This is a genomic window from Anaplasma phagocytophilum str. Webster (assembly GCF_000964685.1).
Taxonomy (GTDB): Bacteria; Pseudomonadota; Alphaproteobacteria; order Rickettsiales; family Anaplasmataceae; genus Anaplasma; species Anaplasma phagocytophilum.
This window is the reverse complement of the sequence record NZ_LANS01000001.1, coordinates 899119-917120: the sequence shown is the minus strand read 5'-3', so window position 1 is coordinate 917120 and position 18002 is coordinate 899119. Positions and strand designations below refer to the sequence as shown.

General features: G+C 41.5%; 11 protein-coding genes, 1 tRNA gene and 1 pseudogene. 7 read left to right on the top strand and 6 right to left on the bottom strand.

From position 1 onward, the window contains the following. Nucleotides 1–152: 152 nt before the first annotated feature. The gene (locus APHWEB_RS07155; protein WP_020849038.1) at nucleotides 153–503 is read left to right on the top strand and encodes a BolA family protein; all 351 of its coding nucleotides are present in this window, start codon (nucleotides 153–155) and stop codon (nucleotides 501–503) included. 1462 nt (nucleotides 504–1965) lie between these two features. On the opposite strand, the gene pdxH is transcribed toward APHWEB_RS07155, so the two are convergent. The 3 genes from pdxH to def all read right to left on the bottom strand — a co-directional run bounded on the left by pdxH (nucleotide 1966) and on the right by def (nucleotide 6739). Beyond that, a complete protein-coding gene (gene pdxH, locus APHWEB_RS03850) occupies nucleotides 1966–2586 on the bottom strand; it encodes a pyridoxamine 5'-phosphate oxidase (protein WP_011451082.1) in 621 nt (206 codons plus the stop codon). A gap of 1754 nt (nucleotides 2587–4340) precedes the next feature. Continuing rightward, nucleotides 4341–5051: an alpha/beta hydrolase gene (locus APHWEB_RS03845; RefSeq protein ID WP_020849042.1), complete on the bottom strand. Its 711-nt coding sequence runs from the start codon at nucleotides 5049–5051 to the stop codon at nucleotides 4341–4343. A gap of 1094 nt (nucleotides 5052–6145) precedes the next feature. Continuing rightward, complete coding sequence (gene def, locus APHWEB_RS03840) at nucleotides 6146–6739, bottom strand: peptide deformylase (protein WP_011451086.1); 594 nt, start codon at nucleotides 6737–6739, stop codon at nucleotides 6146–6148. A gap of 254 nt (nucleotides 6740–6993) precedes the next feature. Here def and APHWEB_RS03835 point away from each other — a divergent pair, with 254 nt between their 5' ends. Next, nucleotides 6994–8046 carry a quinone-dependent dihydroorotate dehydrogenase gene (locus tag APHWEB_RS03835; RefSeq protein WP_011451087.1) on the top strand — a complete coding sequence of 351 codons (1053 nt, stop codon included), beginning with the start codon at nucleotides 6994–6996 and terminating at the stop codon, nucleotides 8044–8046. Continuing rightward, on the top strand, nucleotides 8043–8846 hold the full coding sequence (locus APHWEB_RS03830) for a type III pantothenate kinase (protein ID WP_021799086.1): 804 nt from the start codon (nucleotides 8043–8045) through the stop codon (nucleotides 8844–8846). Before APHWEB_RS03835 ends, APHWEB_RS03830 begins: the two co-directional genes overlap by 4 nt. Before the next feature lie 266 nt (nucleotides 8847–9112). Here the strand turns inward: APHWEB_RS03830 and APHWEB_RS03825 are convergent, their stop codons facing one another. Then, nucleotides 9113–9679 carry a Na+/H+ antiporter subunit E gene (locus APHWEB_RS03825; RefSeq protein WP_196227805.1) on the bottom strand — a complete coding sequence of 189 codons (567 nt, stop codon included), beginning with the start codon at nucleotides 9677–9679 and terminating at the stop codon, nucleotides 9113–9115. 390 nt (nucleotides 9680–10069) lie between these two features. Between APHWEB_RS03825 and APHWEB_RS03820 the strand changes: the two genes are divergently transcribed. Beyond that, a complete protein-coding gene (locus APHWEB_RS03820) occupies nucleotides 10070–11206 on the top strand; it encodes an aminotransferase class I/II-fold pyridoxal phosphate-dependent enzyme (RefSeq protein ID WP_020849408.1) in 1137 nt (378 codons plus the stop codon). 75 nt (nucleotides 11207–11281) lie between these two features. Here the strand turns inward: APHWEB_RS03820 and APHWEB_RS03815 are convergent, their stop codons facing one another. Then, entirely contained in the window at nucleotides 11282–12553 is a 1272-nt protein-coding gene (locus APHWEB_RS03815) for a P44/Msp2 family outer membrane protein (RefSeq protein WP_133121439.1), read from the bottom strand. 1250 nt (nucleotides 12554–13803) lie between these two features. Further along, nucleotides 13804–14532 (bottom strand): annotated as a pseudogene (locus APHWEB_RS07010) (P44/Msp2 family outer membrane protein); the annotation flags it as partial. Nucleotides 14533–15375: 843 nt separating this feature from the next. Between APHWEB_RS07010 and APHWEB_RS03800 the strand changes: the two are divergent. The 3 genes from APHWEB_RS03800 (at nucleotide 15376) to APHWEB_RS03790 (ending at nucleotide 17984) form a co-directional block, all read left to right on the top strand. After that, a tRNA-Arg gene (locus tag APHWEB_RS03800) sits at nucleotides 15376–15449 on the top strand. Between the two features lie 755 nt (nucleotides 15450–16204). Further along, the gene (locus APHWEB_RS06795) at nucleotides 16205–16375 is read left to right on the top strand and encodes a hypothetical protein (RefSeq protein WP_165776378.1); all 171 of its coding nucleotides are present in this window, start codon (nucleotides 16205–16207) and stop codon (nucleotides 16373–16375) included. A gap of 976 nt (nucleotides 16376–17351) precedes the next feature. Continuing rightward, entirely contained in the window at nucleotides 17352–17984 is a 633-nt protein-coding gene (locus APHWEB_RS03790; protein WP_011451094.1) for a ribonuclease HII, read from the top strand. Nucleotides 17985–18002 lie beyond the last annotated feature (18 nt).

Sequence of the window (18002 nt, the reverse complement as noted above, 5' to 3'; positions counted from 1 at the left end):
TCCGTAGCAAACTCCAACACGCTTATGAAACCAGGATGGTCAGAACAAATGCCGTGCTTCTTGTCACTGTTTTGTAATGACTGTAAATTTTTGTAGTAGACAATGTTTGTTACCAGCCGTAGACTCCGACCTGCGTTTTCTAGTGTCTTATCATGAATTCTAACAGACGTTTAACGGGTTCTGCTGTTTCTGGCAAAACTCTAACCAGTAAAGACAGGACAAATGCCTATTTGCAAATTGCCGCAGCCATAGAGTGTAAAATACTGGATAAATTAGGCAACGCTAGCGTTGAAATAGTAAATGAGTCTGATAACCATATTGGCCACCTTGGAAGTGCCGGATATGCTGTATCGCATCTGCGGGTAACCGTCATTTCGGATTATTTCTCTGGTATGACACGGTTGGAGCGACACCGATTGCTACATCAAATTTTAGAGGACGGAATCAAAACACTACACTCAATAACTTTTCTCCTGCAAACAAACAGCGAATTGTCTAACTAAAGTGAATATATACCAAACTGTGAACCTATGCGCAGCGATGCTTTTAGTAGAAATAAGTAATACACCAAAACTCCTAGTCCAGTTACGGACTTGAGCAAGACGTCGCTATTGCGCAGTCGCGGGAGCACTTCTCACAAAATGAGATTTAAGCACCTGCTTTGAGTCTTGGCAGTCGGTAATGCGCCCTAGCACCTCCAGCATACGGGCTACAATAGAAACTTTGTTTTTCGAGTGCAGCTTATTAATCCTTAAAATACCGCAAGACAGCACATCTTGGTATTTGACATCATATTGTTCGCCTGTGCTATACACATACCTGGTAGCAGGCACTACATACAATTCCCTGCCTGTGGATTGATGCACTCACAAAGTTGGGCTCCTTGTCGTAATCTCTTTAGATATAGATACACCGGAGCATATCTACTTGCTCGACCCCACTCATACGTGAAATATTCTGGCACAGGCATGCTTGTTTTCGTTGACCATTTTCTGTGAGATTCTTGTGATCAATACTATTCGTCAAGGGTTGCTGGAGGAAGATTCTCGTACATTCGTGTTTAATGAGGGGCCTAAACGTGTTTCCGACAGTGATGTTAGGGTTGCAGCTGAGTGATTGAATGTTGAGCCTTCTAATATTGTGCGTATTCCGTAGCAGATTTCAGCACAAACTTGGCCATTTTACTGAGAATCGATTGCATAGACTTCTTCCTCATGAGCACAAAATTGCTCTCTCAAATAATATACTTAGGGCCTGCAACTCCATATGATTCTGATGAAACTCGACTAACAATAAAACCCATAGCAACGACATCATAAACCTGCTCGGGCTGGAACGTATTTTTCCTCCTATTAACGGGAAATAAATGGGATTACTCTCACTAGGTGCGCTAACTTATTGAAGAAATTTGTCTTCGTTTCCGAAGACCAAACTAGATCTTAGTATGCTGCATTATAGTATACATCTTTAGCACTCTTCTCACCTTCTGACTTACTTTCTACATATATAGATGCTTTTGTTCTATCTACAGTTCTCCTGGTTGGAAATGGATGACATCCTATAAAAACAACCGTACGCAAGTCTACCTAACCGCAGCAAGATTATCGATCGTTGGATTTAAAAGCACTGTGAACCTTTGCGCAACAATGCTTATCGTAAACCGCTAGTAACACACTGAAACTTTGCGCATCCTAACGGACTTAAGCAAGACGCAACTATTCGCTTTTCATGCTCCTTCCGCTTTCCAACTTACTTGCTACATATACTCTCCTTGGCTAAAAATGGACAACATAACATCCTGTAAAAACAACCTCACGAGAGCGCATAGCCCAACTGCAGCAGGATGCTCTATCATTAGATCTAAAAGCACTGTGGACCTTTGCGCAACAATGCTTATCGTAACCTACTCATAACATGCCAAAACTTTTAGCATCCTAACGGACTTAAGAAAGGGGTAGTTACCCACTAAGGATACAGATAAACCGACGTCCATGTACCATCGATATTTTTGCTATACTGCCTCCTATCATGCAACCTATGCTTACCATCCATCCAAAATTCGATCACGTTTGGTACTACCCTAATACCTCCCCAGAATTTCGGCCTCGGAATCTCTCGCCCTTCATACTCTCGTTCCATAAGTTCTATTTTAGACAACAGCACATCCCTATCTTCGAGGATCATAGACTGTCTAGAACACCAAGCTCCTATCTGACTCTCTCTCGATCTAGATGCAAAGTATGCATCTGACTCACTGGCATCCATAAACTCAGCAATCCCCTCTACACGCACCTGTTTATAGATGGGCCTCCAATCAAAAACCAGGGAAACACATGGGTTCAAAGCTATTTCTCTTGCCTTTCTGCTTTCAAGATTTGTGTAAAACTCAAACCCAGCGTCACTGTACCTCTTCAGCAACACCACTCTGGCAGAAGGCCTATTTTCAGAATCACAGGTGGCAAGAACCATAGCAGAGGGTTCCCTCACGCTCTTCACCCTTAGTACTTCTTCATACCACAAGCCAAATATGCTCATGGGATCACCACTGCACGCATCCACACGCAGGCCCTCCTTATTTATAGTCACCTCACAGGCACACTACAAAATATGCTACCACTTTTTACAAGCGTGATCGCAATACTCCAAGCAACTGCTCATCTCAAAACTCTGGCAAAACATACTAAGTCAGCAGTACTATGCTGCTTATATCACAATGCTGTAAAAAAATCTCCAATACCTTTAAAATTGCTACGTGGAACTTTTCAGCACTCTGTTTACAGGGCATTAATATTCCTATCAGCAGCATATGTTGCGATGTCCTATATAGCGCCCCGCAGTGGACCTGATGTGCTTATCTTCACTAAGCATCTGTATTTATCCTATAATTCACTGCTTTATATCCGAAAAAATTTATGCTATATCCGCCGCCCAAAACGGCAAGCCATCACTAGCACTGTTACACACCCCACCTACCAAACCATAACAACAAAAAGCACCCTCCCCATCTCGACATAACAGCCGCTAATCATCTTAACATTAGGCAGACATTTACCATCTATCGCAAAACACTTCTTATCCTGAAATAAAAGCAGCCAATGCAGCGCGTAATATGTCTCTGACCTTTAGACTCTTGTCATAGTCTATTCAGTTGCGCGGCAAGTATGTGTTCTGTGATACCATAGCATCAGAAAGAAGCCTCAGGTAAGGTGTTGTACTCACATAGCTGTATCAGCAAAAAATGGCTGTAGCGCTTTTTATAGACCCTTTGCTGAAAAACTGCACCCAAGGAAAGCGTGGAATGATTTTTCCCTAAACATAGGCAAGAAAAATTGCCGAAGCATGCTAAAAAACTCAAGCCTTCTGATGAGACGTACTTTGCTTTATCTAATCAACACTAGCAAAACCATCGCCACACAGCTATCATTGCTTCGATATTAGCCTCTACAAATCAATCATAGACCTCTCGCATTAGAAACAGCGTACGAAGGATAAGGGCTTTCGAAGCCGAAATTCTGGAGAAAGTATTAGGATGGCTCTGAAGATTGCCAAATTTTGGCTCATATAGGCATTCTTTTCGCAACTTCTCGCAGATGCAGAACCTGCGTAGCTAACATTTGTTTTTATGCCGCTCCATCAATGGAAAGAACGTATTTTTAATACTCGTTATTAAATGAAATTTTCGTTCTCAGAATACTAATAAATTAGGAGAGATATGGCATAGAAGAGGATAATTCCATGGTTACAAGAAAGGCAGTATTTAAAGTAGGCACCATAAGGGACCCAACAATGTTCGGAAAACTGCACAGTATATAACGTTCTAAACCCAGCATGTAATTCTCCGATACTAACGGTGACTCAACATGCCAAATCAAAACGGAACGCGCGTGTCTGTAGTGCACTAGCTATACACACAACAATTAGCAGGAAGCCCTGTCAACTTTCCGCAGCTCACCGTATATCATGCAACCAAACCGCATATAGCCCTTCCCAACTATCAAAGTAGATGTCAGAGACCCAGCAATGTTCGGAAGAATGCACAGTATATAACGTTCCAAACCCAGCATGTAGCTCTACGACGCCATCGGTGACTCAATATGCCAAACCAAACGGGCCTCATATTCGTGGTGTATTAGCCGCACACACGTCCCATAGAGTTGGCAAGATCAGCAACTTCCAGAAGGTTACAGTGTACGACATATCAAACCATGAGTGTAGCCCTTCCTGACTATCAGTACATAAACATATTTAGCCACAACAGGGCATATATGCGCGGTGTACTGCTATACAGATAAGGGTATCTAAGAGACAGAGTGCCCCCTAGTTACGCCCCTGCAAGAGTTCTACGATGCATTACCTGCGATACGATTTTTAATAAATAAAGAACCTGTTTCTATGCCCTGATCATCTATGCTATGCCCAAGAGACTTCACGGAATGCGCCTCAACAGGAACCTTGTTGCGCTGCAGAAAATCTACACATTCTTCGAAGTAATAGAAAGGAATAACATCATCATCTTCACCATGTATCACACAGACATCCGGACGAGAGCGCACCATGCTCTCCAAAGCGTGTGGAAAGGGCACCGCACCCGAATATGCAACAACTGATGCACATTTCTTCTCTCTACTTAATCCCACATATATGGACAACATAGCACCCTGAGAAAAGCCCACGAGAGACAATTTGTCATCACCTATACCCAGTGCTTCGAGCTGCACATCTATAAATCTGTTTACCATCTCGACTGATTTCATAATCTCCGCACAGGCCGATCTTTCTTCCATATCCCGCAGACTATCCGTAAACCACGTATAACCTATGGAACCATATCTTAGTGGCGCATGAGGAGACACAAACTGAGTGTTATTTAACCCTTTCTGTGACATATACGGAGCAATAGCGATCATATTGTCGCCGCTAGCACCTCTTCCATGCAACATAACAACCAAACTATCTGCAGAATCTCCAGAACAATAACAAGGTCCTTTCAATGTCACCACCATACTACCACGTAAAACCATTATCGCCTTGATTATAGCAACAGAGGCCACTACACGCTATTAATATCCTCACATGATAATCATAAAACTCTCGCGAAGGGTTGTATATAAGATGTACCTTAGACTTGTATGTGTGCTTCACAGGAGCGCGTATATGTACTCAACGTGCACTACAACGCAGCAACATGCGATCTCCTGTACCGAAATATGTCAATATACCGATAGCATAGGAAAGCTACATCGCAGTTTGGTAGCATTATGCACCGTATAGTTACAGCTAAAAGCTGCTAGGTCTTCCCACTAATGACAAGTTTTTATACTCCTGGGTATGTTTTCAAGACTCAGTGCACAGACCGCGCAAGACTTATACTGAAGCAAATCTTAGAATAGAAACTGCCCACTGATACTTCTTGCTAAGTTTCATATCTGAAGTATCGCAACACGGATCAGAATACAGTTTACAACATCTAAAGCAGATTCTGACGCACAACTTTGCTATAGTCTTATAGAAGATACGACGTTTAACTTTCTTCCCGATATCAAATTTACCGGCATATTTAGTGAATAAAGAATCATTCCCACATGAGTCATTTAATTCAGTATTTCACATAGGTATAACAAGTGCTTATCTCGCGTTATGTCTACAGAACGCATGACATTTAAACACAAACTCTACTAGTAGCTCCGCCGCGCCAGTCTTTTTATAGGCTACACCAACTTCAGCACAAAAACTTACGTAAATCCAAGTTTGAACTATCTTTCAGAGTATATGGAATACTAAACGTTTCCGTGAATACTAAATGTAGGGCGCACTCACCAAGAACTTAAAGCTTAGGTAGGAACTCACTGTGTAGTTACAAACCTCGTATCATAACTTAAGGATCAAGCTCTAAGACGCTTATACACACTAATGCATAAGCCCACTATACAACCACTAAAACACCGTACCAGTGAGAAGTTACAAAAAAGTCACCCCACAAAGTCTTCTTCACTGTGCCTACTTCACACACATAGGGATCCAAATTCACTGCGACTTTATATTCCTTCTCGGTAATAAATGCAGAAGCCCAAAGTTAACTAATCAAAATCTGGAAGAAAATCCCTAATCGTTGTGATTTTCAAAGATCCCTCCGATACCCCAACGCCTAGCCCTGTTTGTTTTTGTCTAAAAGCAGTATATGCACTGAGCTAAAGTCTTCTTCTGAAACACTCTGGGCAGATTTATTTTTTATGTTATCCAGCATATTAGCCAATAACACTCCGTTAAGGTGATCCATCTCATGCTGCACACATCTAGCAAGCCAATTGAATGTTCTTATCACGCACACGTTCCCCGCAAGATCAGTATATTTCAGATCAACATTTCCAGGACGCTGTATTCCCACCATCCCGTAAGATTTCACAGATAAACACCCTTCAAACAGAGTAACAGTTTCGCCAGAGAAGCTCACAATTTGGGGATTTATGCATACGAGACTTCTGGTATTGTGTGAATGATGCCCTGAAATCACCTTCAGATCTTCAGTAATGTTAAAAAGGCCACTGAACATATCTATAACAAAGACTCTAATGGGGTACCCCAATTGCACTGCAGATAGTCCCACAGTGTCTCCCCTCTCAGCAATTTTGATCATCTCATTTACAATTTCTCGAGTTGCGCTATCAACGCTTTCCAAAGGAGATGATACGGTATGTAATACCTTCAAATCCCGTTGATCCTCTACAGATAGAACCCTCATGTTCTCTCCTCTTGTTTCACCAGTAAAAGATTTATGAAGCTACAAACAATAAACCCTAGGGGCCTTTGTTATATGCTAAACAAAACATATCTCTTATGTTAAATCAGCATTCAGTGCACTACGTAGTATACTATATCGTACCTTGGTATATATTAATAGTTGTTGTAAGAACTGCAGAAAATCCTATTGTGTGGGGTTTTGTTATTTTTAGCGACTGTGGTATAATCGCAAAGATTTAGTGAAATTTAGAGATAATGTCGCTTTTCAGGTTTAATAATCCGCTTTTTCTTATACCACCTAAAGTTGCACACAGCCTAACGCTCTTTGCGCTGCAGCAGGGTTTATATAGCTCTAGTGTACGTAAAATGCCTGAATGTTTGAGCGCTCAGCCTCTGAATTTCAAAGTACGCACTCCCATCGGTCTGGCTGCAGGGTTTGATAAAAACGCTGAGGTAATACGTCCAGTGCTTTCACTTGGATTTGGGTTCACAGAGGTTGGCACTGTGACAAAATATCCTCAATCTGGGAATAAAGGGCCTCGTCTTTTCCGCATGCATAAACAGAAGGCCGTAATAAATCGTCTGGGGTTCAATAATAAGGGTCTGACGCGTTTGTTAAAGAAGGTAGACTCTAAAGACTTGAACAACCTGGTATTTGGCATAAACGTAGGTATGTATAAAGGGTGTTCTGACCCTCCTGCCGAATATGCAGAGTTAGTACAGAAGGTTTACGGGCTTTCTAGCTATATAACAATCAACCTCTCTTCTCCAAATACTGCTGGATTGAGGGAGTTGCAAAAAAGAAACTCTCTGAACGAAATACTAGCATCCGTGAGAAAGGCTAGGTACGCGGTTGATCACGCAGAATCTGTGCCTATTCTCTTAAAAATAGATCCTGATCTCTCGGATGAAGTATTGCAAGACGTAGTAGATGAGGTTTTAAGGCATAAGATAAACGGAATAATAGTCAGTAATACTACGACCAATTTCAAGCTTTTAGGTACAAAAGCACCTATCTCTAGGGGTGGTTTGAGCGGCCAGCCCTTGTTTTCCTTATCCACGAGAGTGCTAGCAGATGTATATTCTCAAACCCGAGGAAGAGTGGTGCTCGTGGGTTGCGGTGGTGTTAGTAGCGGAGCCCAAGCTCTGGAAAAGATTAGAGCTGGTGCATCCCTGGTGCAATTATACACTGCTATAGTTTATGGGGGTTTTGGTATTATTGACAAAATCAACATGGAGCTTGCTGATTTGCTCACACGCGATGGGTTCAATAAAGTGGAGCAAGCCGTAGGAATAGATGTACATTGACGAGCAATATGCTAGCTATAGTTGATGTTGGAAATACCAACATAAAATTCACTTTATATGTCGATGGGGAGTTTTCAGAGAGCTGGTATATATCGACTTATCATGAGCGTACAGCCTCTGAACTTTATGCCATACTGCGTGTATTGGCATCTCAGGCCAATATCAATATTCACCATTTAGTTGGGGCTGCGGTGTCTAGTGTTTTTCCTGCAGTAAACGGTTCTATAACAGAGATGTTCAAGAGCTTTTTCAACATTGTACCAGTATTCATAACAAGCGCTCATGCAAGTTTACTGGGAATCAATATATGTTTAGCGCAGAATACGATAGGCTCTGATCGCCTTGCTGACATAGTCGCTGCCCGCACATTATACCCTGATAGGGATCTTCTTGTGATAGATATGGGAACAATTACCGTTTTTAATCTCGTCAACAAAAATGGAGATCTATACGGACAGGTTCTCTCTCCTGGTCTTGCGTGTCTGGTAAAGAGCGTGAGGCTGTGCACGGCTGCGCTTCCGCAAGTATGTGTAAATAAACCAACAACTAAGGTAATATCAGATGCTACTGCATCATCCTTAGAATCTGGATTGTATTGGGGCTATTTATCAATGGTCGAGGGAGTAATACAGCGAATATTAAAAGAGGAAAGTGGTAAATCTCTGCAAACAGTCGCTACGGGGGGAGCATCCAACTTCTTTCGCGATACCACTCATGTTCTCTCAATCGACAAATTATTAACCACAAAAGGCATATTACAGATTTACAGAAAGCTAATAGAGAATGGGGAAGGGCGTTAAAGCAGTATGATTGCCTGCTAGTCACTTTAAGCACAAATAACTTACCTCATGTAAAAGCGCTACTGGACAGGAACATAGTGCTCTGCAACCCGTCTTCTAGCCAATGAAATCACAGAAAAACATCTAGGCCCACGTAGGTTTATTCAAAAGTTACGTACAGCGAAGCCGTGAGGGCTAAAACAATCCCCTATCTTTTGCGCTCTATAGGACAACTCATCTCAAACACATCAGCAGCGCCCTACTCAACGGGACACCGGGGTCTACCATTAGGTATTAAATGTTGCACGAATTTTGCTATCGATCTCTGAAACGCCTGACAACAAGGTTTTGTCTAGCGCAAGGACCTTTACCTTACCATCGGAAGCGATACTCACACCTACCGTTCCGGGAGTTAAGGTAATGGAATTAACCAGCATGAACGCCCCCAATCCACTCTTTTGACTAGTATCAACATAGGCAACCACAGGACTGCAACGCTTAACGCATGGAGCAAATACACTCTTAGTTACATATATAGAAGATCCGATAACCTGAGACAGCAACCAAACACAATATAGGCAGAAATTCTTTGCAAGACGCAGGCGCCCTACAGCAAAACTAGGAAACTTCTTGTAATGTTCCTTAGGCACAGACTTCTCTAAAACGCTATACAGCAGCACAGACAAAACCGAGCTTACAATACCTGAAGCTATAAAAAACCAGTCTGAATATCCGGAAAATACTAGCCAAAGAGACATCTGAACTATGCATGACCAAAGCTTACCCATGAGGATAACTCCATACTGTACCCGTACATCATACACAAATCTGCTAATAATCCTAGCATTTGCCACATAATGCACTATTTTGCACATAGTTACTATATCAGCACATGTGATATGCAGGGGTATTTTTGGGTTACAGCAATTGCAGTAACAGTAATATTGTCTAGGTTTCACTTTATAGAAGCATTTCGCCATGAAGACAAAGTAGCGGTGTTCAACAAAATCTACGAAAAGCATTGAATCGGCAATGACATGGCATCTCATTAGTTACGGAATTCTTTTCGTATCTGCATTTTATATCCTATAACTACATAGTAATAACCTTTCTTGCTGACAAGTTTTAGAGAGAAAAAAGCTGATTACATGCTGACTCATAACTGGTATAAAACTTTACAATCTGTATAATCGATCTGTTGTTACGTGACGCTAATCCAGGCTGTAGTTGAATAAGGTAGCCCCATGTTAAAAGATATATTAAGAGAGAGGTTAGAGGTAATAGAGAGCAATGGATTACTTAGAAAGTTAAAGCAAAGCACAATACAGTCGTCAATAGCGGGACGTAAAATACAAAATGATGCAGGAAATGAGCTCACTTCTTTCTCATGCAATGATTACATGGGGCTTTCAACACATGATGTAGTAAAGCAAGCCGCAATAGATGCTATCAATTTGTATGGCATGGGTGCACGCGCCTCTAGATTGACCACAGGAAACCATCCATTGTACGCAGAAATAGAAGCAAAACTTGCATCACTATACGGAACAGAAGCTGCGTTGGTATTTAGCAGCGGATATACAACAAATATAGGAAGCATCTCAGCATTGGTAGGTCGCCATGATATGATCTTGGCAGATAAGTTCATACACGCTTCTTCTCTTGATGGAGCAAGATTATCTGGAGCTACAATATACAGGTTTACGCACAATAACGTAGATCACTGCATGCAACTAATTAGTAAGTATAGGGAACTACACGATAACTGCCTAATTCTGCTAGAAAACATATACGGGGTAGATGGTGACTTAGCTCCCGTAGACGAGTTTATCCAACTAGCAAAAGAGTGGAATGCTTGGGTCATTGTAGATACTGCTCATGGCTTTGGTATGCTCAGTTCCTTACAAGCAGACATATATGTGGGTACACTTTCCAAGGCAATGGGGGCACTGGGTGGATTTGTGTGCTCATCAAAAATTACGATTGAGTACTTATTAAATAAGTCACGCAGTTTTATTTATACAACTGCTTTACCACCGGCAATTATAGCAGCTGCAAGTGCGTCTATAGACCTTTTCAAATCTTACGCAGAAATTCCGATGCGTCTTGCAAAAGAATTTTGCAAAATTATGGAACTACCTGAACCGCAAAGTCACATAGTGCCTTTGATTATGGAAGATGTCAGAAGCGTGATACTTGCTGAGCAAGCCCTAGCTGAACGGGGCATTTTAGTATCAGCAATTCGTCCTCCGACAGCCCCAACTCCGAGACTGAGGTTAACATTTACTGCTGCACACAAGCTAATAGACGTACATAGACTGTGTAATGCATTGAAAGCGTGCGTTGTACTTACAGAGGCAGGAAACTGGCGGGTCCTATAGTAGCTTCACTCTTACACATCTCTACCCCCATTCGGGAATAGAAACAGGGCACAAGAGAAGTTACCCTGCTCCACCTCAAAAAGCGAACCTAACGCCAAACTCAGTACCCATATAACTCATATCAAAGTTAGCTATAGCCTCGTATTGGTTACGATCTGCCTTTCTAAAATCCTTTCCTATCCGTTTCAAAGGCAGCTCATCGTAAACACCATTTCCTATAACATGATGGTAAAAACCACCGACAAAGGCTGAAACTCCCGACAAAATCTGATAGCTAAGCCCTGCCTTTAATCTATACGCAAATTTATACGTGATGTGTTTATCTACCACCTCTACTAAATTACTACCCAGACCCATACACGCATATGCTTCTATGCCTTGCATCTTCTTAATATTGCGATCATAGCAGGCATTAACCATTACGGAAGTTGTTGTTATGGAGCTTACTTCTACAGTTCTTCCATATCCTGTAGCTATCGCTAGAATTCCCGAAAGTGCTTCTTTTTCTTCTGGAGTGAGTCGTTCTATATACCTTACCATATCACCTACATTAGCAACTCTTCCCCCAGATCCTTCTAACATCCAAATAGAGTATTCTCCTATAGCCCTTTTTAGAAAGGCATAAAGACCTCCTAAGTCCTTACCTGCTGTACTATCCTGACATGCAGCTCTCACTTGGCTATTATGTGAATTTGTTCCTCCTACTCTCGCCTTATAACAAATCTTCCTATTAATATCAGGCCGTTGATCGGCAAGCCCCTTGGCAAAAGTTAATATTTCCTCCTCCGTAACACTGGACAATTCTGACTTTAACCTCTCACTCGAACCCCTTAGCACAAAATATGGCAATGCTCTAGGTGGCATGAATACATATACCGCTGCATCATGTATCTCACCACCTGAATCATGACTAACTCTCGCCCTGAATTTTTCATACCCAACTTCAATTTCTATCCTACCGCCTTTAATCTTATATCCGAGACTTCCTTCCCAAGACATAAGAGCGTTACTTTCAAACTCTATATTTGGATTCGGTGCATTCCAGTCAACTCCCCATCCCTGTGCCCTGACATCCTCCTCTTTAATCTTGGGATATGGCATTACAAGTGCAGAATTTTCATCCCCACTTATGTAAAAATCTCTAACTTTGCTAAAAGCTGGAGTATAATCCAAGGCCACATAGAACTTTTTAGGCTGAACAGCCCTATCACCCACCGCTTTGGCATCTTCACCCATAATCAGCATCAAGAGTATTGCTGATACCATGTATAATACCCGCTTATAAGCACAGCGTCCCGTGAAGCATTTCACATATCCTACGCAGTTCTTACACACAACGTGCTTCATGTCATTACTCCCAACAAACACTAGAATAACACACCGCACACAAATACAGTGGTACAATAGCTACTTCTTCAATTCGGTAATACTTATGCAGTACACAAAGTCCCATAGAGTTACCGTATGTTACTACCTTGGAGTACGAGCCTATTGCTCTGGGTCCAGTTAAAAACCATGTACGATCACAGCCCTCGTATTAGCAGCTATCCCTAATAAGTTTGAAATGTTACACACAAATTAGCATTTTACTACTTAGATACATACCTATATCGCAGGTTGTAAGGATGTCATTAATAACTGCTTAATACGATATATCTACTCTACCGAGTCCATACGTGAGATGTAAATTACACATGCCGCATGTTTAAAAGCAGCATTACCATGGCCTGAGTTCTGTACTTCAATAGACAATGATGCGTGCGTAATGCTTTTGTAGATACCAGAGATGGTGACAGGAAGGTATGCGTATTCAGGAAATACATTTGATTGCGTGAATTCGCTGAGATACATTTGGGAATGGTTGGAGTTACGGTATAGCAGAGCTGTAACTTGAGCAGTGGCGCTCTTTGCGTATTTAGCTACATAAGCTGTAGCGCGGTTATGACTTTGCTAAGTCCTAGTAGGGGAAGTTGGTAAGGCTCATTATACACGCACTGTTAGCTTTGAGAATTTCTGTGGCGTGATGCAGTACTATTTAATCTACTGCTAGTGGAAACTTTTTTCATGCTCTAATTCGTCTAAATACTTACTATTTACTGATAGTAGAGCCAAAATGGCTTTTGCTAACGGAAGAAAAAACGATGCGGTTCTAGGTAACTTATCCCGAATATAATCTAGTACCTAATAATAGAACTTAATGTAAATATAAATACACAAGCCATAGTATGACACTCTAGAATGCACTCTTTATCTTGAACAACCCTATAACTTCAAATTCAGCATGGCCTAAGTAGCAGAAACCTCCCTGAGATCAACAGCCTGTCTTACATCATACAATGGAATTCCGCACAGCCTGATGATACGCCTCTAGATAAAGGGCCATCTCTAATCTCAACGCAACCTGTAACTTCTCTCATATCTGAAATGACATTCTAAATAGCTTATCTTGGCACAAACCAAGCGCCTGATAATAGCACCCAAAGTCTCAGATATTTAGATTACTGTAATGCATATCCGCAACACAGACTCTATGGACAATCTGCTACTCCTGAACTAACTCCATAACCTCAAATCCAGCACTAATTTCGCCTAGTTTTTTACCTAGGGAGGGTATTCAGTAGGCAAAGATAGATTGTGATGTGCCCATCAACAACGCCCACGAAGTTACCACCCAGACCAACACAAGCATAAGGAACAACGCCTAAGCCTTCACTAAGAAGATCATAACAAGCATTGACCATCACAGAAGTAGAAGAAACGGCCCTAATTTCAACAACCTCGCCCCCTTCAATAGTTTTAGCAAGTAGCCCTGCTACTATGGTTTTTTCATCACGATTAAGGTCTACTAGGTCTTTAGCCACGGCTTCGGCGTTGTCGTTATCCTTCTTTCCATCTCCACTTGATGTAGGCCAATTCAGGTTTCCATCTTTTAGAGTTTTTGCTACAAAGTGTCCAAGAAACTGTGGTGTCTCACTATGTCCATTGCTAATATTATTGCTGCCCGTGGTGAACCCTTTATCACCACATAATGCGGTTCCACCAAGTGTAGTGCTCTTTATATCAGTACTTTCCTTGTACATTGCGTACTGACTCTTTTGACTACTATCTTTACCTGCCGACTTCGTCTTACAAACCTTCCCATCAATACTGGGATGAGAAACCCCAACCGCCTTAGCAAACTGAACGATGTCTTTACCGGAGGTTTTGGCAAGAGCAGCAGTAAGCTTATCAGTCTGTCCAGTAACAACATCATAAGCTAACTCCTTAGCTAGTAGATATACTGTTTCATCCTCTCTAATAATACTGCCACAATTCAGTATGTTCCGGAGATATATAGCTGAAATCATTGAATTGAAAAATTTGTGTTAGCTTTAGTATGTAGACGATCGATACACCTCATGTTCAGTCCGTTACCTAAGACTATGCGCCCCTGCCCCTGGTGCGTGCACTGATAATAACTCTATGAATGGCTATGATAATAGGAACCCAAACGCAAAATCCTATACCTGATAATGGAACTCAAGGTGAACGCAGTATCAAGAGATTTCAGATATAAAACCCCTTGCTTCACTATTATAGTACTCAAGGTAAATCCGACGCAGAACTCTATTATAACCCTGATATTAAATCCGAAAGTCACTCAACATGTATAGAAGTCTTACGAACATTTGCTCTATTGCAGGTAGATATCGTCAACGTTTAGGGATGCCCCAATCTCTAAAAACTTACAATAACTCATACACAGTGGCACTTATATCAACAAAATTGCCACACCACACATAACTATCTCCCCTTTTATAGCACTCCCATAGAAAAGTACGGCTACGCATCTATTACTTCCTAGCAACAAGCTTCTGTACAGCAAATGCAAAAACACCGTGTGACACCTTGGAAAAACAATTTGTAATGTGTAGTCGTTACTCAGATGCCCCCATTACAAAAATACTTACAAGATTTTCGCTAATTAGCACTTTTGAAAGTTCTATGCAGTAGACTTAAGACATTTACGTTTGCAGACATATATATTGCTGTTGCGCCTGTAAAGGTGTGCGTTCCCCTGAAAAATTTTCGTCGCATAAACAATATTATGTTATTTACTGAAAATGTTAGTTGTCCGATACCACGAGATTGTGTAGAGTATCTGTGTTGAGTGGGACTCAGCGCTTTACGGGGCCGTAGCTCAGTAGGATAGAGCATTAGATTCCTAATCTGAGGGTCGTGCGTTCGAATCGCACCGGTCCCACACATCCTCGAGGGGCTCTTACTTAGGGTAAATCTATGTACGTTTCTCACGCTCTTGAGATGTATTTCCTGTTATTTGTTGACAGTTTTGTAGCGTCTCTTATCTTACCGATTAGTAAAATGAGTGCCTTCAGCATAATGTGCTGCTTTGGCGGGTATAGTGCAACTATATCGGTGTTTATAGGGGCTCTAGGTGCTTCTGTTGGCGGAATAGTAAACTGGTGCTTAGGGAGGCTGATTCTCTTGGCTAGGATGGGATATCATAAATCCCAATTTCCTCCAACACTGCACAGTTATTTGCGTGTTTTCCTCGTTTTATTGCTGGGTGCGTTCTCGTGGGTGCATCTGGTGGGCGCAATAATTAATGTCATATGCGGGTGTTTTAAGGTGAGACTCTCGTATACGTATTGCGCTGTGTTTTTATCATACTTAGCATACCTGCTATATTATCTTACGCATAATGGATGCGCCTTTAATTAGTAGGACTAATATGCAGAAAACACCCGGTTAACGCCGATGAATGACTATTTTGTTAAAAGTTTTGTAGCGTCTAACATCTTACCAGTGACTTCAGCGTAATGTGCTGCTTTGGCGGGTATAGTGTAACTGCATTAGTGATTATAGGAGCTCTAGGCAGGGCATCGTCTGTTTGACGACGGGTTCTTCGCGACACACCTTGCGTACCTTCTATAGAGCTTCCTCCTTGGCTTTTTGACATACACACAATACTGCCCCATAGAGTGGCAATACTTGATTATGGAAGAAAAATCAGGAAATTTTTGCAATGAGTTGTCGCTTTTTTACACCGATGCTTATTGCATATTCAGTCATGAATCTGAAATATCAGCAGCTATTGTAACGCACCACACCCTTACACAAGTCCTAATACGTGATTATCATGGTATATCGCATGATTTTCTAATCTAGACTCAAACTTCGCCTATAAAGCTTAAGTTACCTCTGCTTTCAGCTTTGAATAAAATTTTATACCCTCTTCCACTCATGATCTTCTCTCCACTTTTCTCATGATGTTTTCAAACCTGAAACAGGTACACCATCCTATTACTAAGCCTCCCTGTTGATCCGCTCCTTAATTCACAATTACATCAATGCTCCAACTAGCAATTCCAAATCTGCTACCGTCTATACCTAATACAATATCCAGATTCTATTTTCTCTCTCCCGTACGGCAGTAACTATGTTTTGTATTCATTCATGATAACCCCTAGCACTTACACTGGGCTATCAACCTGACAATAAACGCTGCAAATATACGGAGAATGCAGAACGAGATCTGTTTATGTTTGGAAACAATAAAAGTATTATGTGCATTGATGGCTTATTCACGGTCTACATCACGTTCATCTGATCTTGTGAAATAGATAGTATTGTAAGAAAGGATAAAATACCCCTTAGAAATTTATATAAACGGCATGAAAGCAATCAGCTCTCTTACTCAACTGTTTCAATACGTAGCACACGTCTTATCTCTTTAGATAAAAGCGACTATATATTCACACCCTAACCTTCCACACAGACCGACTAGAATCGACGTTAGTAAGAAGAAATAAACCACAACCCAAAATCACTAGCTAAGGCCCTTAGCAATCAACCAGACTACTCATGATATAGTCTGCTACAACAGACCTTTTGCTAATCATGAAAAGAAAAATCTAAGGGGAGATCACAACAACATGCTTTGTGCAAGCCTTTACCCTGGCATTATCATGAACTGCTAGTAGTTATACTTCTTTGCAATTTAAATTTGAAACATAAACCCACACCATACTTACACTTCGCATGCCATGTGCATGCATATTTGGGGGGTCACTAAAGTAACATCTCACTTGACTTAAGCATCAGTAAACACAATGATCTCTGATTATCGTACAATCTTTGCCCTATGCCTAACTTCTCTTATGAAGATTCATTTAGTCATGGCTCCAACGCTATTGTTGTTGGCGTTGATGAAGTTGGCTATGGCTCAATAGCCGGCCCAGTGGTCGCTGCTGCTGTGTATATACCAGACCGCAATGTCGAGTGTATCCCAAATATAAAAGACTCTAAACTGCTGACCCCGAAAAAACGTGATGCTCTTTATAAAGAACTTCTATCCCACACCGTATGCGGCACTGGCCTAGCAAGCATTGATGAGATAGAAGAGCACAACATACTTGTAGCCTCACACATGGCAATGAGAAGAGCATTAGAAAACCTTAATCTACAACGCATAGACCTTGTTTTAGTCGACGGCTCAAGGGAATTGAAGTCCCAATGGCCAAGCAAATCCATAATAAATGGGGATGAACTCAGCATATCAATCGCAGCTGCTTCCATAGTAGCAAAAGTTACACGAGATAACATGATGCGTGAATTACACGACCAATACCCTGAATACCACTGGAACAAGAACTGCGGTTATGGTACAGCAGCCCATATCCTCGCTCTCAAACAGCACGGAGCTACACCCCTACATCGCAAAACATTTGCCCCTGTAAAAAAGTGTATAATCTCAACAAAAAACCAAGACAAATAACTCTATTCTCTCTACGCC